The organism is Janthinobacterium sp. NKUCC06_STL (genome assembly GCF_019345455.1).
Taxonomy (GTDB): domain Bacteria; phylum Pseudomonadota; class Gammaproteobacteria; order Burkholderiales; family Burkholderiaceae_D; genus Janthinobacterium; species Janthinobacterium rivuli.
The window spans coordinates 1,052,873-1,079,451 of the sequence record NZ_JAHKQY010000001.1; the positions used below are offsets into that span (position 1 = coordinate 1,052,873).

Here is a 26,579-nt window from a genome sequence, read left to right on the forward strand (position 1 = left end):
ATAATTGTAATAATTTTATTTATTTGTTGATATGAGGGTTTCTTCGGTGATAACATCTTCTCCCACCACAAAAATTCAATTTTGATATTGTTTTCACGAGGAAACTAATAATGAGACACCGTTCATGGATCGCGGGCGCCGGCATGCTGGGAGCGGCTTGCCTGCTCGGCATGCTGTCGCTGGCACCGCTGCCCGCTGATGCCAAAGGGCCCCCACGGGCCGATGTGCTGGAACACTGTAGCTGGAATCGCCCGGGCGCCGACCCGTTCATGGGCGATGTCGTGGCCGCCGTGGACCGCTACCCGGACATCGCGCCACAGGTGCGCGAGCAATTGAAGGCGCGCATGCGCGCGCGCCAGTATGATGAAATCGTCGTGATCAGCCGCGACGCCATCCGCGGCAAGGGCAATTACGATGCACGCATCAGCGACATGCATTTCGGGCCGGGCCGCGTCTGTCGCAATGTCACGCGTGCAGGCTGGAGCGAGCAGATGCAGGAACGGGGACTCGTCTACTGCGTGCAGGGCGCCTGCATCCTCGTGCCCACCGTGTGCCGCAATGTCAGCCGCATCACGCAGGCGGCGGCCGGACCGCGCGGCGCAGGTGCCGCGCCGGGTGGCGCAACGCCGGTGGCAGCCGCACCTGCGGCAACGCCTGCCACGCCCGCAGCGGCGGGCGTGCCCGTCATCGAGCATCCCGCCGGCGCGCATGGCGGTTCGTTCACGGGCGTGCCGCCGGCCGTGGTGGCCAGCCTGCCCCTGCTGGTCTTCGATGTCGTGCGCACCGGCAACGACACGATGCTGCCGTCGAGCATAGGCGGTGGCCAGCCACCACGCGGCAGCAGCATCATCGTCGAGCCATTTATCCCCACCGTCATCCTGCCCTCGCTGCCGCCCACCGACCTGTCCGTCCTGCCGGCCGTGCCGGAACCGCACACCTGGGCCATGCTGCTGGCGGGACTGGCGCTGCTGGTCAGCGCCACGCTGCGCCGCCGGCCGGCGGCAGCGGCCTGAACGCGGACGGCGCTATTCGCCGTCCGCCTCGGCGGACAGCCCCGCGTCCGCCTTACCCAGCAGCAAGGCGGCCGCTTCGCCCGGCAAGGCTTCGACGGATTTCAATTTGCGCGCCATCTGCCGGCTGCGCACTTCCGCGCTTTCGATATTCTTCGCCGCCTTTTCCAGGGTCAGGCGGGTTTGCGACAGCACGTCGCCAAACTTGCCAAATTCCGTCTTGACGGCGCCCAGCACTTGCCACACTTCCGACGAGCGCTTTTCCAGCGCCAAGGTGCGGAAACCCATCTGCAGGCTGTTAAGCAAGGCCGTCAGGGTGGAAGGCCCGGCGATGCTGACCCGGTGCACGCGCTGCAATTCGTCGGCCAGGCCCGGACGGCGCAGCACTTCCGCATACAAGCCTTCCGTGGGCAGGAACAGGATGGCGAAATCCGTCGTTTGCGGCGGCGCCAGGTATTTTTCGGCAATGGTTTTCGCCTCGCCCCGCACGGCCCGTTCCAGCTCGCGTCCGGCCAGGGCCACACCGTCGGCATCGGCGCGCTCGGCCGCTTCGACCAGGCGCTCGTACTGTTCCTTGGGGAACTTCGCATCGATCGGCATCCACACGGGCGGCCCGCCATCAAGCATGCCCGGCAACTTCAGGGCGAATTCCACGCGCGCGCCGCTGCCCGGCACCGTTTCCACGTTCTTCGCGTACTGGTCGACAGTGAGTACCTGCTCCAGCAGCATTTCCAGCTGCACTTCGCCCCAGGTGCCGCGCGTCTTGACGTTGGTGAGCACCCGCTTCAAATCGCCCACGCCCAGCGCCAGCTGCTGCATTTCGCCGAGGCCCTGGTGGACTTTTTCCAGCCGCTCCGACACTTGCTGGAACGAGGCCGTCAAACGCGTCTCCAGCGTCGCGTGCAGTTTCTCGTCGACCGTCTTGCGCATCTCTTCCAGGCGCGCGCCATTGTCGGCCTGCAAGTCGCGGATCTTGTTTTCCAGGGTGGCGCGCACTTCCAGCATGCGCTGCGCATTCGATTCCGTCAGCTGCGCCAGCGTCTGGTTGGTGCTGTCGGCAAAGCGCGCCAGGCTTTGCGCCTGCTCCTCGCGCCCGACTTTCCCCTGCGCCTGCATCTGCGTGCGCAGGCTGTCGAGCTGTTGCAGGGTCGCCGCCTGGAATTGCGCCAGGCTGGTGGCCAGGTCTTGCCGCGTGGCTTGCGCCGACGCCTGCAGTTGCAGCCGCACTTCGCGCTCGACCCGGTCGATGCGTTCCAGGCTTTGCTGCTGGTGCTGCTGCACCAGGGCCAGGGTGGTGGCGCCATCGCCTGTCGCGCCACGGGGGCGCAGCAAGATCAATAGCAATAAAATGATGGCGACAATGGCGGCGCCCAGCAGGCTGTAAAACTCGATAGGGCTCATGGCTGTCAGTCAGGTTTGTTGCGCATCCAGTCGGCCGTCTGATAGAACGATTCCATCAGGCGCACGCGCAAGGATTCTTCGATGCCCGTGTCTTCCATGGCCCAGGCCATGGCGCGCAGCCACTGGTCGCGCTCGCTGGTGCCGATGGCGTAGGGCAAGTGACGGGCGCGCAGGCGCGGGTGGCCGAATTTCTCGATATACAAATCCGGTCCGCCCATCCAGCCCGTCAGGAAGAAATACAGCTTGTCGCGCGAGCCGTCCGTCGACGGTGGATGCATGACGCGGATGCCGGCGAACTCGGTTTCGAGTTCCATCAAGTCATAAAAACGGTCAACCATTTCACGCAGCACGGGGGCGCCGCCGATGGTCTCGTACAGGGTGGGGGCAGTGGTATCAGTCATGGCCGCCATGATAGCGCAAGCGCCGGCGGCCCATGCGGCGCCGGCGCCTCTGCCACAATAAAAAGCAATATACTTGACTACTCAAGCTTATATCAACTACTATGCAATCTTTAAACACGGACAAAACTACCATGTCGACCACCGCAGAATCGCATTTGCTACGCAATACCAATTTCCGCTGGCTGCTGGGCGGCGGCCTCGTGTCCATGCTGGGCGACCAGTTCAGCATGCTGGCCCTGCCCTGGCTGGTGCTCAGCCTGACGAACGATAGCCTCAGCCTGGGCATCGCCGTGGCCCTGATGGGCGCGCCGCGCGCCGTGCTCATCTTGTTCGGTGGCGCCATCGCCGACCGCTACTCGCCCCGGCGCGTGCTGCAGCTGAGTAAATATGCGAACGCCGCCATCCTGCTGGCGCTGTCCGGCCTGCTGATGCTGGACCAGGCCAGCCTGGCGCTCGCGTATGCGGCCGCGCTGGCGCTGGGCATCGCGTCCGCCTTCGCCATTCCCGCCGGCACGGCCATCCTGCCGCAAGCCGTGCCGCCGCAATCGTTGCAGAGCGCCAATGGCTTGCAGATGGGTGCGCGCCAGTTGTCCTTGCTGGCCGGCCCCCTGCTGGCGGCGCTCGTGCTCGGCGCCCACGGGGGCGGGCAGAAAACCGCTATGGCGGCGCTGGCTGCCGCCTTTGCCATCGATGCGCTGACGTTTCTGTTTTCCGCCTGGACCTTGCGGCAAGTCAAGCTGCGGCCACTGGCAGCGGCCACGGCGCAGGGCATGTGGCAAGACATGGCAGCGGGCCTGGCCATGGTCTGGCGCGACCTTCCCTTGCGCAGCTGCTATGCCTACTGGGCGGTGGTGGCGTTCTTCGTCATGGGTCCGCTGCAAGTGGCCTTGCCCGTGCTGGCCAGCGAGCGCCTGCACGGCGCCGCGGCGCTGGGACTGCTGATGGGCGCGCACGGCGCCGGCACCCTGGCCGGCATGCTGGCGTCCAGCCTGGGCGGCGCCTGGCTGCGCCGCCGCTTCGGCGCCACCCTGCTGCTGGTCGATGCGGTTGTGGGCCTGCTGCTGATGGCGCTGGGACAAATCAGCACGGCCTGGCAAGGCGCAGCCCTGCTGGCCGTCACGGGCATGCTGGGCGGCTATGTGCAGGTGGCCATCTTTACGTGGATACAGCGGCGCGTGGCGCCCGCCATGCTGGGCCGGGCGATGGCATTGTTCATGGGCATCTTCCTGGGACTGGCGCCCCTGTCCGCGGCGGCCACGGGCGCGCTGCTGCGCCACGTCACCGTGGGCGAACTGTTCTGCGGCGGCGGCGCCCTGCTGCTGGCGGCTGCCGTGGCCGCCGCCCTGCTGACCGGCATCCCCCGCATCGGGGAAGCCGATTGCGTCATTCAACCTTGAGAAAGTTTCACTATGGATAAAACACAGCAAGCAGCCCTGAAAGCGGCTTACCGGCAACAGCCACCGCCGCTGGGCATCATCGCCCTGCAGCACTTGCCCAGCGGGCGCGCCTTGCTTGAAAGCAGCCGCAACGCGCCCGGCATGCTGAACCGGCACCGCTTCGAACTGAACCTGGGCAAGCACCGCAATGCGGCGCTGCAGGCGGACTGGCGGCGCGACGGCGCGGCGGCCTTTTCCTGCGCGGTCATCGATACGCTCAAGCTCCCCGACGATCCCGCCTTCGATGCGGACGCCGAACTGGGCGCCCTGCTGGCCCTGCACCGCGCGCACTGGCTGGAACAGGGTCAGCCACTGTATTGAGCTGCGGTGCATTACACTTGCGTACTCAAGCACTTCGCAGTAAATATAAAGGATGGCATGAACGATCACACTCCCCTCTCGCCGGACGGCGATGGCGCGCTGGACTTTTGCCTGCGCCTGGCGCGCGCCCAGGCGCTCATCGTGCGCCGCTTCGACAGCACCCTGGGCAATTTGCATGGCCTGAGCTTCAGCGACTATCAATTGCTGTACCAGCTGCAGCGCGCCCCCGGTGCGCGCCTGCGCCGCATCGACCTGGCCGAGCGCCTGGCGTTGACGGCCTCTGGCGTCACACGCTCTCTGATGCCGCTGGAAAAGATTGGCCTGGTGGCGCGCCAGGCCGATGCGCGCGACGCGCGCGTCGGCTATGCCGTGCTGACCGCCGCCGGCCTGGCATTGCTGGAACATGCCAGCACCACGGCGCAGGCGGTGGGACGCGAATTGCTGCAGGACGCGCCGGCGGAACAACTGGCGGCGCTGTCGGCCATCCTCGGCAAGCTGGCCGGCTGACGCTGCCAGCCGGCCAGCCGCTTACACGAGCGCCAGCTTGCGCAGGCGCCGCGTCGACTGCCACTGTTCCACGCCCGCTTCGGCGCGAATGGCGGCGCAGCCCGCCAGCACCCGGTCGATGGCCGCCTCGTCGAGTCCCGCATTCAGGGTCAGGCGCACGAGGGCGCGGTTCTTCGCCGTTGCCGGAGCGCAAAACATGGCGCCGAAAATACCTTGCCGTTCCAGCGCCTGGCGCAGGGCCAGGGTGGCCGGTTCGCCGCCCGCCTCCAGCGCCACGATCTGCTCCGTGCCATCGCTGACGTTGTAGCCCAGTTCGCGCAAGCCTTCGCGCACCTGCAGCGTATGGCGCCGCAAGGTGGCGCGCCGTCCGTCGGCGGCCATGATGAAATCGAGCGCCGCGCCCAGCCACGCCAGCTCATGCGCCAGCAGGCAGGAACTGAAGATGGCGGGCCGCGATTCGGACAAAAAATAGCCCTTGAACCGGCTGGAACAGCTGATGAAGCCGGCCCGGCCCGCGAAGGCCTTGGCCAGCGACGCCGTGCGGAAATGCACGCGGTGACCCAGGCCCCACGCTTCCACCAGGCCCGCGCCCTGCGGGCCATGCGTGCCCAGCGAGTGCGACTCGTCGACCACCACCACGCAGTCGCTACGCTCGGCGATTTCGAGCAGTTCCAGCAACGGCGCCAGACTGCCGTTGGTGCTGTACAGGGCGTCGACGACGATCACGCCGCGGCCATGCTTTTCCACCTGCCGCCGCAGGTGGGTCATGTCGTTGTGCAGGAAAGGCACGGCCTGGGCCTGCGCCGACAGCACGCCTTCCCACAGCGAGGCGTGGGCCTGCATGTCGAGATAAACGGGTATGCCGGGGCTGGCGATACACTGGATCAAGCCCACGTTGGCCGCCATGCCGGACTGCGCCAGGATGCCGTCCTCGCAGCCCATGAAACGGGCCAGCCGGCTTTCCAGCCGGTGCTGTTCACTGCCTTCCTGCAAGTACACGGCCGACATCAGCATGCCGCCCGCATGCGCCTGCAAGGATGCCACCTGGGCCGCCACCAGCGCCGGCTCCGCGGCGATGGACAAGTAGTCGTTGCCGGCCAGGAAAATGGCATGGGCCGGTGTCGGTTGCCAGGCGTGGGGATGTTGGCCGCCCAGCAATTTTTCGATGCGCGTGATGTGATGCGCATCCATGCGCCGCACGATGTAGTCTGGCAGGCAGTGTTCGGCACGGGCGAACGATGGGATGGGCAAGCTGGTAGCGATGGTCATGAGTTTTCTCCTAGGGAAATGTTTGCTGCGGATTAAAGCCTTGACCGTCTCGCCAACCCATCCATTGACGTATATCAATGTCCGGCGAGATAACCGTTCAACCAGGAAAATTTACGCGATGATAATGTTCTGAAGAGAATCAAGGCAGAGTCATGACGCAGCAATTGCAAGCACGATGGACATACTGGCGCAGGCGCCTGCTCCATTCGCTGCTGCATGAGCGCATGCCGCATGAAAACCTGGCCGGCAGGGTCGCCATGCTGGCCGCCGTGGGCACGGTGGCGATGCCGCTGTACTATTTGCTGTGGCATTACTTTTTTCCGCAAGCCTATGAAAACCTGACCTTGCGCCTGACGGGCGTGGGCATCTGCGTGGCCGGCCTGTTTGCGCGCCGCTTCTCGGCCCGCTGGCTGTCGCGCTACCTGCTGTTCGCGCTCAGCTACATCCTGCCATTCTTCTTTACCTTCATGTTTGTGATGAACCATGCTTCGTCCATCTGGAGCGAATCGCTGCTGATCGGCCTGGTCGTGCTGTTTCATTTCGAAACGAAACTGGCTTGCCGCGCCTACCTGATCGGCACCAGCGCCGCCTGCCTCGCCGTCATCCTGCAAGGGGAAGGCGGCTTCCTGCTGCAGCGTGAAGTACTGCAGCAACTGCCCGTGCACTGGTTCACCATTGCCGCGCTGTCCGTGGTGAAAGTGGGCAGCAAGGTACTGGAACGGGAACGGCTGGCAGGCCTGGCGGCCGGACTCGGTTCCGTGGCGCACGAGCTGCGCACGCCGCTGACCAGCGTGGAAGCCAATGTGCGTGGCATGCGCCGGCTGCTGCCGCAGCTGGCCGGCCAGGCGGACGACATGCCCCCGCTGCAGGAAGCCCTGACGCGCATCCAGTTCGAAGTGCGCCACATGCAGCACATGATCGATTTGTTCCTGATGAGCGCCAGTGCCGTGAACCGCAACCTCCAGCCCAGCCAGGCACTATCGATGCTGGCCATGGTCAGCTCCGTGCTCAAGCGCTACCCATTTACCGGCAACAACCAGCGCAGCAGCGTCAAGGTGGACGTGCGCGCCGACTTCCAGTTCGCGGGACAGGACGAACTGTGCGTGGTGATCCTGCTGAACCTGCTAAGAAACGCGCTGAAAGCCATCCAGCGGGCCGGCAAGGGAAGAGTGCGCATCGTCATCGACGGCGCCCGTCCCGTGCCCAGGTTGCTGTTCATCGACACGGGCTGCGGCATCGCAAAGAATCGCCTGCCGCTGATCTTCGAGCGTTTTTACTCCTATCCCGTACATAACGGCAGCGGCATCGGCCTGGCCCTGTGCCAGCAGATCATCACGGCCTGGCAGGCGCGCATCCGCTGCGTGTCGCGCGAGCACGCGTATGCGATTTTCATCCTGGAGTTTCCCCAGCCCATGCCTGCCCGCTTCCAATCCTCTTTCCCCGCAAGGTGACGCATGCAACTGCCCGTCTACACCCATCCGACCCTGACCGTCCTGATCGACGACAGCGATTCCTTCCTGAAAAGCCTGGCGTTCCAGCTCGATCCCGGCCTGGCGCGCAAGACCTTCCACGACACCAGCAGCGCCCTGCACTGGTTGCGCCAGAGCACGCAACCGGGCGAAACGCCGCTGCACGTGAACTTCGACACGCAGAACCTGCCGCCCGACCAGTGCAACGTGGCGCTCGACATCGAGCGCATCTGGCGCATCAGCGGCCAGGCACAGCGCTTTGCCGTGCCCTCCGTGCTGGTGGTCGATTATTCGATGCCGCAGATGAATGGCCTGGAATTTTGCCAGGCCGTGCGTGACTTGCCGTGCAAGAAGATTTTATTTACGGGCGCGGCCGATGAAAAGGTGGCCGTGACGGCCTTCAACCGGGGCTTGATCGACCGCTACATCAAGAAGAGCGACGACGATGCGCTCGACATCCTGGAACAGGAAGTCCATTCCCTGCAACGCGAATTCTTCCTGCAGCAATCGGACACCGTGCGCGACCTGCTGATGCTGCACGACTACAGTTTCCTGCAAGACGAAGCGCTGGCCGCCGTCGTGCACGAGCTGTGCCGGCGCCATGGTTTTGTCGAATACTATATTTTCCCCAATCCCAGCGGCATCCTGTTCTTCACGCGCGACGGCCAGGCCAGGCTGATGATCATCGAGACGGAACGCAGCTTGCACACGCAGTACGAAATGGCGCGCGACAGCGATGCGCCCGAGTCACTGCTGCTGGCCCTGCTGGAAATGCGCGTGATCCCCTATTTTTCGGACGCCGACAGCGACGGCATGTATGCGGCGCACATCGGCGAAAACTGGTTCCGCTACTGCGCCGCGCCCACCATCTGCCAAGGCCGCGTGACGTATTTCTGGGCCCTGTTCGACGTGCCGGCACACCAGCTGGGTCAACCGGTCATGTCCTACGCGCAATTTTTACGCGCGCAGGCGGACGACAGCGTGGGCACCTAGTTTTCCCGCAAGGTTTGCAGCGGCGGATGTTTCAGGACATTGCGCAAGCCCAGCCAGCCGCCGGCGATCGCGCACAGGGCGCCGGCCAGCAGGCCGAAGGCCCACACGCCGGGCGCGAAACTCCAGGCGAACTTGAACTGGTACGTGGCCAGCGCCCAGCCCATGGCGGCCGCGCCCGACGCCGCCAGCAAGCCGGCCAGCGCGCCGACGAGCGAGAACTCGATCAGCTGCGCTTGTGCCAGCTGGCGCCGCGTGGCGCCCAGCGCGCGCAGCAGTCCCGCTTCACGCGTGCGCTCGTCCTGCGAGCCCATCAGCGCCGCATACAGCACCAGCAAGCCCGAGGCCAAAGTGAAGGCGAAGAGGAATTCGACGGCCGTCACCACCTGGTCCAGCACGCCCTGTATCTGTTTCAGCACGCCGCCCACGTCGACCACCGTCAGGTTCGGGTAGTCGCGCAGCAGGGCGTTGCCCAGGTCCGCCTGCGCGGGCGGCAGGTGAAAGGCCGTGATCCACGTCTGCGGCGTGTCCGCCATGACGGCCGGGTTAATGATGACAAAGAAATTGACGCGCATCGAACCCCATTCCAGCTTGCGCAAACTGGTAATGGCCGCTTCGACGGGCTGGCCGGCGATGTCGAAGCGCAGCTTGTCGCCCAGTTTCAATTTCAAGGTCTTGGCGATGCCCTCTTCCACGGACGCTTCAGCCGGCGCGCCGGGCGCATTGCCGAACCATTTGCCGGCGACCAGCTTGTTTTCTTCCTGCATCGTGGCCATCGTCGACAGATTGAATTCGCGGTCGGCCAGGCCTTTGGCGCGGTCATCCTCGTAGGTGGTTTCCGTAATGGTGTTGCCATTCACGGCCACCAGGCGCCCGCGTATCATCGGATACAAGGGCGCGTTGGCCACGCCGGCCTGGGCCAGGCGCGCGGCGATCGGCTCTTTCTGTTCCGGCAAGATATTGATCATGAAACGGTTCGGCGCATCGGGCGGCGTGGCGTTGCGCCAGGCCACCATCAAGTCGCCGCGCACCACCGTCAGCAGCAGCAAGGCCATCAGGCCCAAGGCCAGCGACACCACCTGGATGACGGTGGCACCCGGCCGGCGCTGCAAGGACGTGACGGCAAAACGCCAGCCCTGGTGATTGAAAGCACCGCGCAGGGTTTTCAGCGAGCGGATGCCCAGCCAGCCGGCCAGGCCGAACAGGGCGAAGCCGCCGAGGAAACCGGCCGCCGTCAGCAGCGCCAGTTTCACGTCGCCCGCCTGCCACAAAAGCAGCACGACGAAGGCGGCGATGCCGAGGCCATACGTGGCCAGAGCCAGCGCCTGCGGCGGCTCCTGTTCGCGGCGGATCACGCGGTTGTGCGGCACATTGCGCAACTGCAAAATCGGCGGCAGGGCAAAGCCCAGCAAGAGCAGCATGCCGGTGGCCACGCCTTGCAGGGCGGGCAGCATGGACACGGGCGGCAAGTCGCTTTGCACCAGCTTGCCCAACAGCTCCAGCAGCACCAGGTGACCGCCGAAACCCACTATCACGCCAACGACGCTGCCGGCCAGGCCGACGAGCAGGAATTCGATCACGTACATGGCCGTGACCTGGTTTTGCGTCAAGCCCAGGCAGCGCAGCATGGCGCAGGCGTCCAGGTGGCGCAGCATGAAGCGGCGCGCGGCCATCGCCACGGCGACGGCCGCCAGCATGGCCGACAGCAAGCCGACGAGGGAAAGAAAACGGTCGGCGCGGTCCAGGGTCGATTGCATTTGCGGGCTGCCCGATTCCAGCGATTCGATGCGCACGCCCTTGATGGCCTGCGTCTTGATCTGGCTTTCCAGCCAGGCTTGATATTGCGCAAGCTCGGCCGCCTTGGCGGGCGGCGCCGACAGCAGCAAGCGGTACGATACGCGCGAGCCGTTCTGCACCAGCGCCGTGGCGGCCAGGTCGCTCAGGGGCAGCATCACTCTCGGCGCGAAATTCAAAAAGGACGCGCCACGGTCCGGCTCGCTGGCGATCAGTTGCGTGACGGTAAATGCCTTGTCGCCCAAGGTGAGGGTGTCGCCCAGCTTGGCGTTCAGGCTGGACAGAATCGCCGCATCGACCCACAGGGTGCCGGGCGCCGGCACCTGGTCCGTCGGCCGGCCCACGGCATCCTGCGCTTCGCTCAATATGGTCGTGATTTTCAGCTTGCCCCGCTGCGGGTAGCCGGGCGAGACGGCCTTGATGGACGCCAGTTGCGACAGCGATTGCTCGCCCTCGCCCGCCTGCGCCATGCTGGGAAACGTCACCGTGTCGGCCAAAATAAAACCGCGCTTGAGCGCTTCGGCGCGCCAGGCCGCATTGACGGGCTGGTCGGCGCTGATGACCAGGTCGGCCCCCAGCAGCTGGTGCGCGTCGCGGTTCAGGCCCGCGCGCAGGCGGTCAACGAAAAAGCCCACGGCCGACAGGGCCGCCACGGCGACGATCAGCGCGACGAGCAGGAAACGCAGTTGCCCGGCGCGCCAGTCGCGGCCGGTCATTTTCAGGGAGAGGCGGAACATGGGCGGCGGGTCTTCCGGTAGATTTATTGCGCGATGCCGTGGGCGGCGGCGTGCTGCGCGAAATACGCATCGACGGTAGCGAGAAACGCGTCTTTCTGCGCCTGCGGCAGGAAGGCGGCGATGAAACCGTTGCGCGCCAGGCGTTGCGCGTGGGACAGGCCCAGTGGCAGCGCGTCGAAGATGGCGTCGAAATTGTCGTTCATGTAGCCGCCGAAATACGCGGGATCGTCCGAGTTCACCGTCACCAGCAGACCGGCGTCGAGCAGTTGCACCAGGTTATGGTCATGCATCTGGTCGAACACGCGCAGCTTGGTGTTCGACAGCGGGCACACGGTCAGCGCGATCTGTTCGCGCGCCAGACGGGCCGTCAGCTCCGCGTCTTCCAGGCAACGCACGCCATGGTCGATGCGTTCGACCTGCAGGTCGTCGAGCGCCGTGCGGATGTAGGCTGGCGGGCCTTCCTCGCCAGCGTGGGCCACCAGGTGCAAGCCCAGCTCGCGGCAACGGGCAAACACGCGCGAGAATTTCTCGGGCGGGTTGCCCACTTCCGACGAGTCGAGGCCGATGCCGATGAATTTGTCGCGGTGCGGCAGCGCGTCTTCCAGGGTCTCGAACGCTTCTTCCTCGCTCAGGTGGCGCAGGAAGCACAGGATCAGGGTCGCGCTGACGGGGCTGTCCTGGCAGGCGCGGTGGATGCCGTTGATCACGTCGGCCATGGCCACGCCGCGCGCCGTGTGGGTTTGCGGGTCGAAGAAGATTTCCGTGTGCAAGACGTTATCGGCTTCGGCGCGCTGCAGGTACGCTTGCGTCATGTCGTAGAAATCCTGCTCTTTCAAGAGCACGCTTGCGCCAGCGTAATAAATGTCGAGAAAAGATTGTAAATCCGTAAAAGCATAGGCGCTGCGCAAGTGTTCCACCGATTCATAGCCAAGCGGCACGCCATTGCGCGCTGCCAGTGCGAAAATCAGTTCTGGCTCCAGCGAGCCTTCGATATGGATATGCAGTTCAGCCTTCGGCATGCCGCGGACGATCGCGCGCAATTGGGGGTTCATCATGGGTGTTCCTTATAGGGTGACGATAAAAATGCTGGCTCGCGCACGCGCACGCGCGGCGCGCAGGGCCATCAGACATGCAGGCATCTTAGCGCAAGATGGCCAGGCTCACCGGCGCCCGGCCGCCGTGGCCGGCATCGGCACGCGCTGGCGAATTGTCGTATGATGGTTTAAAAGGGATGCAAAGGTTCATTGAAACCGCTGGAAAATTTGATGATTTATCCAATTAAATCAACAATTTACAAACAAGTATTAAGGATATGCTGACATATCTTTTGACTTCCTGATCCTTTAGAGCAATAATTAATTTCATGGGGTAATGGTAGGTGCAACAAGCGCTATCAACAGTGAAAAAATAAGCCGGCTGGCCACGTCAGCGCACGGCATCAAGCGCCAGTTTTTTGGTCCGGGCAATCCGGACTCGCAAAGACAGCCGGGCTTGAAACAACAATAAAAATCGGTACGGGGTACAGAAAAAATTCAGACGGCAAGCCCAGGCGAGTGCCAGGCGGGCGGCCATGGTGACTGGCAGTTCAGGTTTACATTAAAGGACATTGACATGACCATTTTTGATAACTATGCAGCACGCTACGAGCGCACCCGTGAAGAGGAAATGTCGCTCACCGAATATCTGGCCCTGTGCAAGAAGGACAAGCTGACGTATGCCAGCGCGCCCGAACGCATGCTGGCCGCCATCGGCGAGCCGCAACTGGTCGACACGCGCAACGACACGCGCTTGTCGCGCATCTTCGCCAACAAGGTGATCAAGATCTATCCCGCCTTCCGCGAGTTCTACGGCACCGAGGAAGTCATCGAGCAAGTCGTCTCGTATTTCCGCCACGCGGCGCAAGGCCTGGAAGAACGCAAGCAGATCCTGTATCTGCTGGGGCCTGTCGGCGGCGGCAAGTCGTCCATCGCGGAAAAACTCAAGTCGCTGATGGAACACGTGCCCTTCTATTGCCTGAAAGGCTCGCCCGTCAACGAGTCGCCGCTGGGCCTGTTCAACGAGGAAGAGGATGGCACCATCCTGGAAGAGGATTACGGCATCCCGCGCCGCTACCTGCGCAACATCCCCAGCCCGTGGGCCGTGAAACGCCTGCATGAATTCAATGGCGACATCAACCAGTTCCGCGTCGTCAAGCGCTATCCGTCCGTACTGAAACAGATCGCCATCTCGAAGACGGAGCCGGGCGATGAAAACAACCAGGATATTTCGTCCCTGGTGGGCAAGGTCGACATCCGCAAGCTGGAAGACTATGCGCAGGACGACCCGGACGCCTACAGCTATTCGGGCGGCCTGTGCCTGGCCAACCAGGGCTTGATGGAGTTCGTGGAAATGTTCAAGGCGCCCATCAAGGTCTTGCACCCGCTGCTGACGGCCACGCAGGAAGGCAACTACAAGGGCACGGAAGGCTTTGGCGCGATTCCGTTTGACGGCATCATCCTGGCGCACTCGAACGAGTCGGAATGGAAGACCTTCAAGAACAACCGCAACAACGAGGCCTTCCTTGACCGTATCTATATAGTCAAGGTGCCGTACTGCCTGCGCGTGTCCGACGAAATCAAGATCTACGACAAGCTGGTGGCCAATTCCTCGCTGGTCAAGGCCCCGTGCGCACCGGGCACCCTGCGCATGATGGCGCAGTTCGCCATCCTGTCGCGCCTGAAAGACCCGGAAAACTCCAGCATCTTTTCAAAGATGCTCGTCTACGATGGTGAAAACCTCAAGGACACGGACCCGAAAGCCAAGTCCATGCACGAATACGTCGATTACGCGGGCGTGGACGAAGGCATGAACGGCCTGTCGACGCGCTTTGCCTTCAAGATCCTGTCGAAAGTGTTCAACTTTGACAATTCCGAAGTGGCCGCCAATCCCGTGCATCTATTATATGTACTGGAGCAGCAGGTCGAGCGCGAGCAGTTCGCGCCGGAACTCGAGCAGCGCTACTTCTCGTATATCAAGGAGCACCTGGCGCAGCGCTATGTGGAATTCATCGGCAAGGAGATCCAGACGGCGTACCTGGAAAGCTATTCGGAATACGGGCAAAACATTTTCGACCGCTATGTGACGTTTGCCGATTTCTGGATACAGGACCAGGAATACCGCGATCCGGACACGGGCGAAAGTTTTGACCGCGAATCGCTGAACAATGAACTGGAAAAGATCGAGAAACCGGCGGGCATTTCCAATCCGAAGGATTTCCGCAACGAAATCGTCAATTTCGGATTGCGCGCACGGGCCTCGAACGGCGGCAAGAATCCCGCCTGGACCAGTTATGAAAAGTTCCGCACCGTAATTGAAAAGAAAATGTTTTCGAATACGGAGGAATTGCTGCCCGTGATTTCCTTCAATGCCAAGGCCAGCGCCGACGATGCCAACAAGCACGCCGACTTCGTGGCCCGCATGGTGGAAAAAGGCTATACGGCCAAGCAGGTACGCCTGTTATGCGAATGGTACTTGCGCGTACGCAAGTCATCCTAGCGCGGACAGCGGAGGCGCGCTCCCGCCCGGCAACTGGCGGGGCGCGCAAGACGAGAGGCAAGGAGGCACCCTTTGACATACCTCATCGACAGGCGCTTGCAAAGCAAGAATAAATCCGCCGTCAACCGCGAGCGTTTCCTGCGGCGTTACAAGGGCCAGATCAAGGATGCCGTGGGGCGCGCCATCAAGGGGCGCTCGATCACGGACGTCGAGAATGGCGAGAAGGTCAGCATCCCCGTCAAGGACGTGGGCGAACCGTCGTTTGGCCACGCGCATGGCGGCGTGTGGGAAGTGGTCAATCCCGGCAACAAGGAATACCTGAAAGGCGACCAGATCGCGCGGCCGAAAGGCGGCGGTGGCGCCGGGCGGGGCAAGGCGGGCAATAGCGACGAGACGACGGAAGACGATTTCATCTTTGAATTGTCGCGCGAAGAATTCATGAATTATTTCTTCGAGGACCTCGAGTTGCCGCACATGGTAAAAACCCAGCTGACGGCCACCACGGAATTCAAGAACCAGCGCGCCGGCTACAATATGTCGGGCACGCCATCGAACATCCACGTGCTGCGCTCCCTGCGCGGCGCACTGGGGCGGCGCATCGCCGTCGGCGGCGGCGCCCGCAAGCAGCTGGCGCAGGCCGAGGAAGACCTGGCGGCGCTGCTGCACGAAGGCGCGCCCGACAGCGACCCGCTCGTCACGGAACTGCGCCGCCTGATCCACCACCTGCACACGCGCCTGCTGGCCATTCCCTTCATCGACCCGTTCGACTTGCGCTACAGCAACCGCATCAAGGTGCCCAAGCCGATGACGCAGGCCGTCATGTTCTGCATTATGGACGTCTCCGGTTCCATGGACGAGTCACGCAAGGACACGGCCAAGCGCTTCTTCATCCTCTTGTATCTGTTCCTCAAGCGCGCTTACGACAAGATCGAGGTTGTCTTCATCCGCCACCATACGGCGGCGGCCGAAGTGGACGAGCATGAATTTTTCAATTCGCGCGAGTCCGGCGGCACCGTCGTGTCCTCGGCGCTGCACTTGCTCAACACCATCATCGACGAACGCTATGGCGCCGGGCAATGGAACAGCTATGTGGCGCAGGCCTCCGACGGCGACAACTGGGACAACGATTCCGTGCTGTGCCGCCAGTTGCTGATCAACACCATCATGCCCAAGGTGCAGTACTACACCTATGTCGAGATCACCGACGGCCCGCAGCAAAACCTGTGGGAGCAATATGCGGGCGTGCTCGACCATCACGCCCATTTCGCCATGCAAAAGATCGTCACGCCGGCCGATATCTATCCGGTCTTCCGCGAACTGTTCAAGAAACAGGTGAAATGATGAGTGCAGCCTTTGACCGCGCCAGCAACACCCCGGGCGAGCCGTTCGAGCGCCTGCGCCACCCGAACGCCCTGCCCGAGCAGTCGGAATGGACGTTCGAACTGATCGAGCAAATCCACGAGGAAATCCGCAGAGTGGCGAAACAGTTTGGCCTCGACACCTATCCGAACCAGCTGGAAATCATTACGGCCGAACAGATGATGGATGCCTACACCTCGGTAGGCATGCCCGTGTCATACAACCACTGGTCGTTCGGCAAGCACTTTCTGTCTACCGAGAAAAGCTACAAGCGGGGCCAGATGGGCCTGGCCTACGAGATCGTCATCAACTCGAACCCGTGCATCGCCTATTTAATGGAGGAAAACAGCCTGACCATGCAATCGCTGGTGATCGCGCATGCGGCCTACGGCCATAACTCCTTCTTCAAGGGCAATTACCTGTTCCGCGCCTGGACGGATGCGGACGCCATCATCGACTATATGGTGTTTGCCAAGAATTACATTGCCGAATGCGAACAGCGCCATGGCGTCGATGCCGTGGAACTGCTGCTCGACTCGTGCCACGCCATCCAGAACTATGGCGTGGACCGCTACAAGCGCCCGGCGAAGCTGTCGATGGCGAAGGAATATGCGCGCCAGAAAGAGCGCGAAGCCTATGTGCAGTCGCAGATCAACCAGCTGTGGCGCACCCTGCCCCGGCGCGATGAAGACGAGGAAGAGGACGAGCAGCGCAAGGCCGCTCCCCGCTTTCCGCCCGAACCCGAAGAAAACCTGCTGTACTTTATAGAGAAGTACGCGCCGCTGCTGGAACCGTGGCAGCGCGAGATGGTGCGCATCGTGCGCAAAATTTCCCAGTATTTCTACCCGCAGCGGCAAACGCAGGTCATGAACGAAGGCTGGGCCACCTTCTGGCACTACACGATATTGAACCAGCTGTATGACGAAGGCGTGGTGGGCGACGGCTTCATGATGGAATTTCTGAAAAGCCATACCAACGTCGTCTACCAGCCGCCCATCGACAGTCCCTATTACAGCGGCATCAATCCATATGCGCTGGGTTTTGCCATGATGAGCGACATCCGCCGCATCTGCGAGCACCCGACGGACGAGGACCGCGCCTGGTTCCCCGACATGGCCGGCAGCGACTGGCGCAAGAGCCTGGACTTTGCCATGCGCAATTTCAAGGATGAAAGCTTCATCGCCCAGTATCTGTCGCCGCGCCTGATCCGCGAATTCCACTTCTTTGCCGTGCTCGACGATGACAAGAATGAAAAGCTGGCCATTTCCGCCATCCACGACGATGCCGGCTACCGCTACGTGCGCCAGCAGCTCGCCGAGCAGTACAACCTGGGCAACCGCGAGCCGAACATCCAGGTCTGGTCCGTCAATACGCGCGACGACCGCGCCCTGACCCTGCGCCACACGCAGTTCCAGCGCCGTCCCCTGAACCAGCAGGCGGCCGAGGTGCTCAAGCACGTGGCGCGGCTGTGGGGCTTCGATGTGCACCTCGATACGGTCGACCCGCAAGGGGTTGTCCTGGGCACCTTGAATTGCCGACGGGAAAAACGTAACCGGCGCGATGACCCGGTTGTCCGGCCATGAAATGATTTTTTGATAATAATCAATGGCAAGAATATAAGCGCTTCCTATGCCTGTATAGGAATTCCGTATGGCCTGGCGGCGTCGAAACAGCCGTCGGGAGCGCCTTTTTTGACCTGGATAAAGTCCGTTCCGCACCCGTTTGGTGCGCACGTGCCGCTAAGTGGTCTGGTTCCGAGCTAAAACATTTCCTAAAAGAAAGATTTTTCTCCAAATTTAGCAGTTTCCATATTGAATATCACGAAATATAATTCCGCCAGATAGGCACATCGGAGAACTTAGCAGCGGTCGCCCAAAACGGCTGTAAAAAACCGATAAGACCGCCTTTTTTTCTGTCCGAAAGCGTGCAAAGATGACATAAGCAAGTACGTTTTCAGGGCGCAAAAGCGCCAAAAATTTAACCGGTTTTAGGCGTTAAAAATCTGTGTAAAATAAAGAATTCGTATGTATAATTCGGCGACGTCCCGGATACGGCTGGAGCTTTGTGTCGTCATTTTGGGGTTCAGTTGCAAGACAAGAGATGGTATTTGGAGAAAGCAGGCATGAATTTTTCGAACGAGAAAAGTCCCAAGAACTACACAGGCATCACTATCGTTGTCCTGCTGCACGTTCTCGCGGCTTACGGGATCGTGACGGGCTTGGGCAAGCGGTTAGTCACCAAAATGATGGAACCGGTTGAAACCAAGATTATCGAGGAAGTCAAACCGCCTCCACCGAAGGATCTTCCACCGCCACCACCGCCGCCAGAAATGAAAGCGCCACCGCCGCCATTCATTCCGCCAGTCGAGGTGAACGTGCAGCAGCCGCCGCCACAGCAGAACGTGATTGCAAATGCGACGACCGTGAAACCAGCCACGAATGTATTGACGCCGCCATCGCCGCCTGCACAGCCTGCGCCAACTCCTGGACCAGCCAAATCGGTGCGTACACCGGCCGTGGTTGACTTCAGTGTCTGCGAAAAACCGGCTTATCCAAAGTCGTCGCAGCGCAACGAGGAAACCGGTGTGGTGACACTGTCGTTCCTGATCGGTGTAGACGGCAAGGTCGCTGATTCGAAGATCGTGAAGTCCAGCGGCTTCAGAGACCTGGACAAAGCCGCGGTGCAAGGTATCAGCCGCTGTACATTTAAGCCGGCAACAGTTGACGGCAAGCCGGAACAAGGCTGGCAGCAAATGCAATACGTTTGGTCGCTGGATTAAAACCCGAGACAGTTATCCCCTGTCTCACACTATGATTTCGTTGTCATTACGTTCAGCGATCTGTTATTTTTAATTTTGGAGGAAGCATGTTTAAGAATACCCGTTTGTCCGCATTTTTTGCCGCGGTTCTGTTGTCCGTTACCGCCACTACCGCTCTGGTAGCAGCTCCGGCATTCGCTGACGCGCCAGCATCGGCTGCCGCTTCGGCTCCTGCGGCAGACGCTGCACCAGCACCAGTTGCTGCAGATGCAGCCGCTCCAGCAGCAGACGCAGCAGCAACTCCAGCCGCTGATGCAGCAGCTCCAGCCAAAACCGAAGAAGTGCACAACCCGTTCGGCCTGCAAGCAGTGTGGGACGGCGGCTTCGTGCCACGCGCCACCCTGATCATCATGGTCATCATGTCGATCGGTACCTGGTACATCATCATCACCAAGCTGATCGATCAAATGAAGATCTTCAAGCAAGCTAAAGAAGCCGCTGCCAAATTCTGGAAAGCTCCTTCGATCGCTGCTGGTTCGGCAACCCTGGAAGAAGGTTCGCCATTCCGCTTCATCGCTGAATCGGGCACCAAGGCAACGGCTCACCATGACGGCGCCCTGCTGGAACAAATCGATCTGTCGACCTGGGTGACGATGTCGATCCAGCGCGCTTCGGACAAAGTTCAATCGCGTCTGCAAGATGGCCTGTCGTTCCTGGCAACCGTTGGTTCGACCGCACCGTTTATCGGTCTGTTCGGTACCGTTTGGGGTATCTACAACGCACTGACCGCTATCGGCATGACCGGTAACGCATCGATCGACAAAGTTGCAGGTCCAGTTGGTGAAGCACTGATCATGACCGCTTTCGGTCTGCTGGTCGCTGTTCCTGCCGTTCTGGGTTACAACTGGTTGGTTCGTCGTAACAAAACCGCAATGGAAGACATCCGCTCGTTCAGCGCCGACGTTCACTCGGTTCTGGTTTCCGGCGTAATGTCCACCAGCGAAGCTGGCCGTGCTGCCGGCGCTAAAAAGATCGGATAAGTCATGTCGATGTCCGTCGGCTCCGACAGCGGAGAACAAGATCAGGTAATGTCAGAAATCAACACGACGCCGCTTGTCGACATCATGTTGGTTTTGCTGATCATTTTCTTGATTACGAGTCCGGTTGTCCTCAAGCTGCAGAAAATCGATCTGCCGATTGAGACGAACCAAGCCCTGCAAACCAAGCCGCAAAACGTTAACATCGTTGTTAACAAGGATGGCGAGATTTACCTGGGCCAGACCAGACTGAAAGACACGAACGAGCTGTTCGATTATCTTAAAGTTGAAGCAGTGAAAGTACCGCAGCCGGAAGTACACGTTCGTGGCGACCAAGAAACACGCTACGAATCGATCGGCCGGGTTATTTACACGACCCAACGTGCCGGGATCCAGAAGGTCGGCTTCATCACCGAACCACCTGACAAGAGCTGATAGCGACTGACAGCGGCGCCCCGGCAACACGGGGGCACCGCTGAAGGAAGCTTGCCGGGCGGCAGTTTTGCCCGGTGCTTCGTTGGACTTCTTAAAGGAAACACTATGAGTATGAATGTCGGTTCGGGAAGCGCAGCAGGCGCGGATCCGGAACCAATGATGGAACTGAACATGACGCCCCTCATCGACGTGATGCTGGTGCTGATTATCATGTTGATCATCACGATTCCTAAGCAAAACCACTCGGTGAACCTGAACATGCCGGTCGGCACCCCGCCGCCACCGACAACCGAACCAGTGGTCGTCACGATCGATGTCGATTTTGATGGCACTATCTTGTGGGACAATCAGGTCGTACCTGATCGTAATACGCTGGAAGCCAAGCTGAGCAACGTTGCTGCGCAAGCAGACCAGCCAGAAGTGCATCTGCGTCCTAACAAGCTGGTGGAATACAAAGTCGTCGCCGGTGTGATGGCGTCGGCGCAGCGTCTGGGCGTGACCAAAATCGGTCTGGTCGGCAACGAGCAATTCCAGTAAGCTGTAGCAATCAGGTTATCTTTACATCCGAATAGGCAGGACTTCCTGCCTATTCGCTTTTTACTGAAAGACTTTCTCATGTCCAAGTTTCGTCTCGCTCATCTCGGCCTCGTCATGGCCGCTATCGGTTTTACCGCAGCAACTCCTGTAATCGGCCTGGGCTCGCTGGCATATGCCGCGGACACCGTGCGCGCCGAAGTCGGCAAGCCACTGCAAGAAGCACAAAAACTCGCTAGCAGCGGCAAAAACAAGGAAGCGCTGGCCAAACTGCGTGAAGCAGACAGCGTTGGCGGCAAGACCGCCTTTGAAAGCTACCAGATCGAACGCGTACGCGCTTCGGCCGCCGCCGCCGCTGGCGACAACGGCACCGCCATCAAGGCGTTTGAAGCCGTCATCAATTCCGGCCGCCTGAGCGCCGCCGAAGCCCCGAAATTCACGCAAGCGCTGGCAGGCATGTACTACCGCGCCAAGGACTGGCCGAACACCATCACCTGGATCAAACGCTCGCTGAAAGACCGCGAAGATCCACAGATGCGCGAACTGCTGATCCAGACCTACTACGTCAGCGGCAACTACGCCGAAGCGGCAAAAGAGCTGCAAGCGCGCGGCGGCAACTCGGAAGCAAGCCTGCAAATGCTGGCCAACATCCAGATGAAGCAAAACGACAAGGGCGGCTACGTCGCCACCCTGGAAAAACTGGCATCGAGCTATCCGAAAACCAGCTACTGGGCCGACCTGCTGAACCGCGTTTCGGGCAAACCTGGCTTCTCGCAACGCCTGGGCCTGGACGTCCAGCGCCTGCGCCTGGCTAACGGCCTGTTCAGCAAGCCTTCCGAATACATGGAAATCAGCCAGCTGGCCCTGCAAGCAGGCAATCCTGGCGAAGCGTTGAGCATCATCGAGCAAGGCTACAAAAAAGGCGTGCTGGGTACCGGCGCCGATGCAGCCCGTCACCAGCGCCTGAAAGACCTGGCCCTGAAAACTCAGGCCGACCTGAAAGCCAGCGCGGCCAAGTCGGAAGCGGAATACGTCAAGAACAAGGACGCCGACAGCTTGAGCAAGCTGGGCTTCGCCCTCGTCTACGACGGTCAGGCGGAGAAAGGCCTGGGCTTGATGAACGACGCCGTGAAACTGGGCACCGCCAAGTATGCGGAAGAAGCCAAGCTGCATCTGGGTATCGCTTACATCCACGCTGGCAAGAAGTCCAACGCCACGACGGCACTCAAAGCCGTCAAGGGCACGGATGGCGCGGCAGACCTGGCCCGTTACTGGACCTTAATGAATAAATAAGACAACACGTCCAGGGCGTTGTTGCCGCGTCTCGCCGTACATTCGTACTGTCTTCGACGCGGCGCCTAGCCCTGAACATGTTGTCAAGCCGTTAGTTCCCGAAAAGCGTTGCCAGCACACCCGCCGGCAACGCTTTTTATCATTTCAGCAGGGAAATTACCCCTGCGGCCGCCCTGCCGGGTGTGCATCCCTGAAACAGTCCGTATAATCCCCCTTTTGGCACAGTTTTTCATCAGATTCCTATGAAGGTATTCCGCGGACTTCCCAATGCCCAGGCACGAGCGCCTTGCGCTCTGACCATCGGCAATTTTGACGGTGTCCACATCGGCCATCAGGCCTTGCTGGCGCGCGTGCGCGAAGCTGCCACCGAGCTCGGCATCGAAGCGGCCGTGATGACGTTCGAACCGCACCCGCGCGAATTCTTCGCGCAGCGCGCGGGCGACCTGTCCAAAGCCCCGCAGCGCATCGCCAACCTGCGCGACAAGCTGCAATCGCTGGACGACGCCGGCATCGACCGTGTCGTCGTCGAGCACTTCAGCGCCCAGTTCGCCGCCTTGACGCCGCAGGAATTCACGGAAAAGGTCCTCGTCGACGGCTTGCACGTGAAATGGCTGATGGTCGGCGACGACTTCTGCTATGGCGCCCGGCGCGCCGGCGACGTGGCCATGCTGCAGGAAGCGGGCCGCCAATATGGTTTCCACGTAGAAACATTGCCTACCGTGATGAACGGCAGCACGCGTATCTCGTCGTCGGCCGTGCGCCTGGCCCTGGCCGCCGGCGATTTCCCGCTGGCCACGCAGCTGCTCGGTCATCCGTACGCCATTTCCGGCCACGTGATCCACGGCCAGAAACTTGGCCGCACGCTCGGCTTCCCCACCCTGAACCTGCGCGTGGCGCACCGCCCCGCCCTGTCCGGCATCTTCATCGTGCAAGTGCATGGCCTGGGACCGGCACCGCTGCCGGCCGTGGCCAGCCTTGGCGTGCGCCCCACCGTCGATGACAGCGGCCGCGTGCTGCTGGAAGTGCATCTGTTCGATTTCAATCAGTCCTGCTACGGCAAGCTGGTGCGCGTGGAATTTTTGGAAAAACTGCGCGACGAAGAGAAATACGACGATTTGCCCACTTTGACGGCCGCCATCGAGCGCGACTCGAACCAGGCACGCGCCTATTTTGCGCAGCGCCGCAGCGCCATTACCGCCACCGACCGAATTTGACCCCGGCCAACTCCGCCGCCTGGCGGCGCCCGCCGCCGCCGCCACACACCTGCTGCAAAACATCTACACCATACAAGTAAAGAAGACTATGTCCGATCAAAACAAGCCAGCCACGCCCAAGCAAAACAAGAAGCCTGAAAGCAAATACCCGGTCAACATGACGGAAACCCCATTCCCGATGCGCGGCGACATGGCCAAGCGCGAGCCGCAATGGGTACAGCAATGGCAAGACAAGAAAATCTACGAGCGCGTGCGCAAGGCCGCCGCCGGCCGCCCGAAATTCATCCTGCATGACGGCCCGCCGTACGCGAATGGCGACATCCACCTGGGCCACGCCGTCAACAAGATCCTCAAGGATATGGTCGTCAAGTCGCGCTCGCTGTCCGGTTTCGACGCGCCATATGTACCGGGCTGGGATTGCCACGGCATGCCGATCGAGATCCAGATCGAAAAACTGCACGGCAAGAACCTGCCGACGGCCGACGTGCTGGAAAAAGCCCGCGCCTACGCCAATGTGCAGGTCGAGCGCCAGAAAAAAGACTTCATCCGCCTCGGCGTGCTGGGCGAGTGGGACAACCCGTATCTGACCATGGCGCACGGCAATGAAGCCGACGAACTGCGCGCGCTGGGCAAGCTGCTGGAAAAAGGTTATGTGTATCGCGGCCTGAAGCCCGTCAACTGGTGCTTCGACTGCCAGTCGGCGCTGGCCGAGGCGGAAGTGGAATACGCGGAAAAACGCGATCCCGCCATCGACGTCGGGTTCAAGTTCGCCGAACCGGAAAAACTGGCGGCCGCCTTCGGCCTGCCATCGCTGCCGACCGATAACGGTTTCATCGTCATCTGGACCACCACGCCGTGGACCATCCCGTCGAACCAGGCGCTGAACGTGCACCCGGAAGTCAAATATGCGCTGGTGAAGACCGAGCGCGATGGCCAGCCATTGCTGCTGATCCTGGCGCAAGACCTGGTCGTGGCCAGCCTGGCGCGCTTCAAGTTAGAGGGCACGACGATCGCCACCTGCGACGGCGCGGCCCTGGCCGGCATCAGCTTCCGCCACCCGCTGCATGCGGCCGATGCTTTCTACGACCGTCTGTCGCCTTTGTACCTGGCCGAATACGTGACCACGGAAAGCGGCACGGGCGTGGTGCACTCGGCGCCAGCCTACGGCCTGGACGACTTCATCTCGTGCAAGGCGCACGGCATGAAGGACGACGACATCATCAAGCCCGTCATGGGCGACGGCAAGTTCGCCTCGACCCTGCCCCTGTTCGGCGGCATGACCATCTGGGAAGCGTCGAAACCGATCTGCAACGCCCTGACGGACGCGGGTGCGCTGTTCGAAGTCAAGATGTTCGACCACAGCTACATGCATTGCTGGCGCCATAAAACGCCGATCATCTACCGCGCCACCTCGCAGTGGTTCGCCGGCATGGACGTGACGCCGAAAGACGGCGGCGCGACCCTGCGCGAGACGGCCTTGAAAGGCATCGCCGACACCGAGTTCTTCCCGGACTGGGGCCAGGCGCGCCTGCATGGCATGATCGCCAACCGCCCTGACTGGACCCTGTCGCGCCAGCGCCAGTGGGGCGTGCCGATGGCCTTCATCGTGCACAAGGAAACGGGTGACCTGCATCCGCGCACGCCGGAACTGCTGGAGCAAGTGGCCAAGCTGATCGAAAAGGACGGCATCGAGGCATGGCAGGCGCTGGATCTGAAAGACCTGATCGGCGACGAAGCGGCCATCTACGCCAAGAACAAGGACACGCTGGACGTGTGGTTCGATTCCGGCGCCACGCACCAGACGGTGCTGGGCGGCCCGCAAGGCTACGGATCGCACTCGACGCAGCTGCAATTCCCGGCCGACCTGTACCTGGAAGGTTCGGACCAGCATCGCGGCTGGTTCCATTCCTCCTTGCTCGTGTCCTCAATGCTGAATGGCCGCCCGCCATATAAAGCCCTGCTGACGCACGGCTTCACGGTCGATGGCGAAGGCAAGAAGATGTCCAAGTCGCTGGGCAACACCCTGGCGCCGCAAAAGATCTCGGACACCCTGGGCGCGGACATCCTGCGCCTGTGGATCGCCTCGACCGACTACACGGGCGAGCTGTCGATCTCCGACGAAATCCTGAAACGCGTGACGGAATCGTATCGCCGCATCCGCAACACGCTGCGCTTCCTGCTGGCGAACACCTCGGACTTCAATCCGGCCACGGACGCCGTGCCGGTGGCGGAGATGTTCGAAATCGACCGCTATGCGCTGGCCAACATGGCGTCGCTGCAAACGCAAATCGAGAACAACTACGCGCGCTACGAATTCCACCCGGTGGTCTCGAAGCTGCAGACGTACTGCTCGGAAGACCTGGGCGGCTTCTACCTGGACATCCTGAAGGACCGTTTGTACACCTCGGGCCTGACGTCGCACGCGCGCCGTTCCGCGCAAACGGCCCTGTGGCACATCACGCAAAGCCTGCTGCGCCTGATGGCTCCGGCCCTGTCGTTCACGGCCGAAGAAGCATGGGCCGTCTTCGCCGGACCGGAAGCGTATGCCGCCAGCGATGAAACCATCTTCACGCAAACCTGGTGGCAACTGCCGGCAGTGGCGGATGCGGCCGAGCTGCTAGAGAAATACACGGCCCTGCGCGCCGTGCGCACGGACGTGACGAAACAGCTGGAAGACTTGCGCACCTCGGGCGCCATCGGTTCGTCGCTGCAGGCGGAACTGACGATCAAGGCCGCGCCGATGAAGTACAAGCTGTTGACCACCCTGGGCGACGACTTGAAGTTCGTCTTCATCACCTCGCAGGCAACGGTGGCCGAAGTGGCTGACGAAGCGGCCGAGGAAGTGGTCGTGGCCGCGTCGACGGCGCCGAAGTGCGAGCGCTGCTGGCACTACCGTGCGGACGTGGGCACGGACGCCGCGCATGCTACCCTGTGCGGCCGCTGCGTCAGCAATCTGTTTGGCGCGGGCGAGAAACGCCGCTTCGCATAAACAACGTCGTCAAAATCTACTGCGCGTCGCGATTTGCGGCCTGCGATGCTCGCTGTACTAAAGTACAGCTGCGCGTCTCGGGCCAACGGGG

21 protein-coding genes are annotated in these 26,579 nt (G+C 61.6%); 16 read left to right on the plus strand and 5 right to left on the minus strand.

The window, feature by feature from the left end:
• Positions 1 to 110 precede the first annotated feature (110 nt).
• Positions 111 to 1,013 (plus strand): MHFG family PEP-CTERM protein, encoded by a 903-nt coding sequence (locus KO539_RS04770; protein ID WP_219307585.1) that lies wholly within the window; start codon positions 111 to 113, stop codon positions 1,011 to 1,013.
• 12 nt (positions 1,014 to 1,025) lie between these two features.
• Here the strand turns inward: KO539_RS04770 and rmuC are convergent, their stop codons facing one another.
• The gene (gene rmuC / locus KO539_RS04775) at positions 1,026 to 2,411 is read right to left on the minus strand and encodes a DNA recombination protein RmuC (protein WP_219307586.1); all 1,386 of its coding nucleotides are present in this window, start codon (positions 2,409 to 2,411) and stop codon (positions 1,026 to 1,028) included.
• Positions 2,412 to 2,416: 5 nt separating this feature from the next.
• Positions 2,417 to 2,812, minus strand: a complete 396-nt coding sequence (locus KO539_RS04780) for a group II truncated hemoglobin (RefSeq protein ID WP_099378180.1) — start codon at positions 2,810 to 2,812, stop codon at positions 2,417 to 2,419.
• A 131-nt stretch (positions 2,813 to 2,943) separates the two neighbouring features.
• On the opposite strand from KO539_RS04780, the gene KO539_RS04785 reads away from it, so the two are divergent.
• Genes KO539_RS04785 through KO539_RS04795 form a run of 3 tightly spaced genes read left to right on the plus strand, consistent with a single transcriptional unit; the run spans position 2,944 to position 5,076 of the window.
• The gene (locus tag KO539_RS04785; protein WP_219307587.1) at positions 2,944 to 4,209 is read left to right on the plus strand and encodes an MFS transporter; all 1,266 of its coding nucleotides are present in this window, start codon (positions 2,944 to 2,946) and stop codon (positions 4,207 to 4,209) included.
• 12 nt (positions 4,210 to 4,221) lie between these two features.
• The gene (locus KO539_RS04790) at positions 4,222 to 4,569 is read left to right on the plus strand and encodes a GIY-YIG nuclease family protein (protein ID WP_219307588.1); all 348 of its coding nucleotides are present in this window, start codon (positions 4,222 to 4,224) and stop codon (positions 4,567 to 4,569) included.
• Positions 4,570 to 4,626: 57 nt separating this feature from the next.
• Positions 4,627 to 5,076: a MarR family winged helix-turn-helix transcriptional regulator gene (locus KO539_RS04795; protein WP_219307589.1), complete on the plus strand. Its 450-nt coding sequence runs from the start codon at positions 4,627 to 4,629 to the stop codon at positions 5,074 to 5,076.
• 21 nt (positions 5,077 to 5,097) lie between these two features.
• On the opposite strand, the gene cqsA is transcribed toward KO539_RS04795, so the two are convergent.
• Entirely contained in the window at positions 5,098 to 6,345 is a 1,248-nt protein-coding gene (gene cqsA, locus KO539_RS04800; RefSeq protein WP_099377975.1) for an alpha-hydroxyketone-type quorum-sensing autoinducer synthase, read from the minus strand.
• 152 nt (positions 6,346 to 6,497) lie between these two features.
• On the opposite strand from cqsA, the gene KO539_RS04805 reads away from it, so the two are divergent.
• Positions 6,498 to 7,796: a sensor histidine kinase gene (locus KO539_RS04805; RefSeq protein WP_219307590.1), complete on the plus strand. Its 1,299-nt coding sequence runs from the start codon at positions 6,498 to 6,500 to the stop codon at positions 7,794 to 7,796.
• 3 nt (positions 7,797 to 7,799) lie between these two features.
• Entirely contained in the window at positions 7,800 to 8,807 is a 1,008-nt protein-coding gene (locus KO539_RS04810) for a response regulator (RefSeq protein ID WP_219307591.1), read from the plus strand.
• On the opposite strand, the gene KO539_RS04815 is transcribed toward KO539_RS04810, so the two are convergent.
• Positions 8,804 to 11,335, minus strand: coding sequence for an ABC transporter permease (locus tag KO539_RS04815; protein ID WP_219307592.1), 2,532 nt, complete (start codon positions 11,333 to 11,335; stop codon positions 8,804 to 8,806). The genes KO539_RS04810 and KO539_RS04815 overlap by 4 nt on opposite strands.
• 23 nt (positions 11,336 to 11,358) lie before the next feature.
• On the minus strand, positions 11,359 to 12,390 hold the full coding sequence (locus KO539_RS04820) for an adenosine deaminase (RefSeq protein WP_219307593.1): 1,032 nt from the start codon (positions 12,388 to 12,390) through the stop codon (positions 11,359 to 11,361).
• A gap of 556 nt (positions 12,391 to 12,946) precedes the next feature.
• Between KO539_RS04820 and KO539_RS04825 the strand changes: the two genes are divergently transcribed.
• From KO539_RS04825 to ileS, 10 genes are all read left to right on the plus strand, one after another.
• On the plus strand, positions 12,947 to 14,869 hold the full coding sequence (locus KO539_RS04825) for a PrkA family serine protein kinase (protein WP_099402965.1): 1,923 nt from the start codon (positions 12,947 to 12,949) through the stop codon (positions 14,867 to 14,869).
• 72 nt (positions 14,870 to 14,941) lie between these two features.
• Complete coding sequence (locus tag KO539_RS04830; protein ID WP_219307595.1) at positions 14,942 to 16,210, plus strand: YeaH/YhbH family protein; 1,269 nt, start codon at positions 14,942 to 14,944, stop codon at positions 16,208 to 16,210.
• The gene (locus KO539_RS04835; RefSeq protein WP_099402964.1) at positions 16,210 to 17,811 is read left to right on the plus strand and encodes a SpoVR family protein; all 1,602 of its coding nucleotides are present in this window, start codon (positions 16,210 to 16,212) and stop codon (positions 17,809 to 17,811) included. Before KO539_RS04830 ends, KO539_RS04835 begins: the two co-directional genes overlap by 1 nt.
• A 539-nt stretch (positions 17,812 to 18,350) precedes the next feature.
• Positions 18,351 to 19,007 carry an energy transducer TonB gene (locus KO539_RS04840; protein ID WP_035821463.1) on the plus strand — a complete coding sequence of 219 codons (657 nt, stop codon included), beginning with the start codon at positions 18,351 to 18,353 and terminating at the stop codon, positions 19,005 to 19,007.
• Positions 19,008 to 19,093: 86 nt separating this feature from the next.
• Positions 19,094 to 20,026 carry a MotA/TolQ/ExbB proton channel family protein gene (locus KO539_RS04845; RefSeq protein ID WP_200880281.1) on the plus strand — a complete coding sequence of 311 codons (933 nt, stop codon included), beginning with the start codon at positions 19,094 to 19,096 and terminating at the stop codon, positions 20,024 to 20,026.
• A gap of 3 nt (positions 20,027 to 20,029) precedes the next feature.
• Positions 20,030 to 20,458, plus strand: a complete 429-nt coding sequence (locus KO539_RS04850) for a biopolymer transporter ExbD (protein ID WP_035821469.1) — start codon at positions 20,030 to 20,032, stop codon at positions 20,456 to 20,458.
• 105 nt (positions 20,459 to 20,563) lie between these two features.
• Positions 20,564 to 20,995, plus strand: coding sequence for a biopolymer transporter ExbD (locus tag KO539_RS04855; protein ID WP_170840419.1), 432 nt, complete (start codon positions 20,564 to 20,566; stop codon positions 20,993 to 20,995).
• 78 nt (positions 20,996 to 21,073) lie between these two features.
• On the plus strand, positions 21,074 to 22,285 hold the full coding sequence (locus tag KO539_RS04860; RefSeq protein ID WP_035821474.1) for a hypothetical protein: 1,212 nt from the start codon (positions 21,074 to 21,076) through the stop codon (positions 22,283 to 22,285).
• A gap of 242 nt (positions 22,286 to 22,527) precedes the next feature.
• The gene (locus KO539_RS04865) at positions 22,528 to 23,499 is read left to right on the plus strand and encodes a bifunctional riboflavin kinase/FAD synthetase (RefSeq protein ID WP_176388010.1); all 972 of its coding nucleotides are present in this window, start codon (positions 22,528 to 22,530) and stop codon (positions 23,497 to 23,499) included.
• A gap of 88 nt (positions 23,500 to 23,587) precedes the next feature.
• On the plus strand, positions 23,588 to 26,488 hold the full coding sequence (gene ileS, locus KO539_RS04870; protein ID WP_219307597.1) for an isoleucine--tRNA ligase: 2,901 nt from the start codon (positions 23,588 to 23,590) through the stop codon (positions 26,486 to 26,488).
• The last annotated feature ends 91 nt before the right edge of the window (positions 26,489 to 26,579 follow it).